At 39.2% G+C, this 227-nt stretch carries 1 protein-coding gene; it reads right to left on the bottom strand.

Features of this window, described 5'->3' with window-relative positions:
* Positions 1 to 227, bottom strand: a 227-nt coding sequence (locus tag ACRHOC_RS15405; RefSeq protein ID WP_431159470.1) for an FKBP-type peptidyl-prolyl cis-trans isomerase, incomplete at both ends; no start/stop codon positions are given.

Raw genomic sequence — 227 nt, 5'->3', positions numbered from 1 at the left:
CGCTTTATCACCAACATTTAAAAGGCAAATACCTTCATCGCAACCTGGAATAACTTGACCCACTCCAACTTGACAATCCAAGGGTTGATTACGTTTATATGAAGAATCCAAAACGGTACCATCAGCCAACTGACCTTTATAATGTACAGAAACCATGTTCCCTGTCTCAGCTTTTTTACCATCCACTTTTTGGATCACTTTATAACGTAAACCTGAATCCGTCTCAT

This window comes from Winogradskyella poriferorum (assembly GCF_050618035.1).
Lineage (GTDB): Bacteria > Bacteroidota > Bacteroidia > Flavobacteriales > Flavobacteriaceae > Winogradskyella > Winogradskyella poriferorum_A.
Note: the sequence above shows the minus strand (reverse complement) of the source record. Positions and strands in the feature narration are given on the sequence as shown.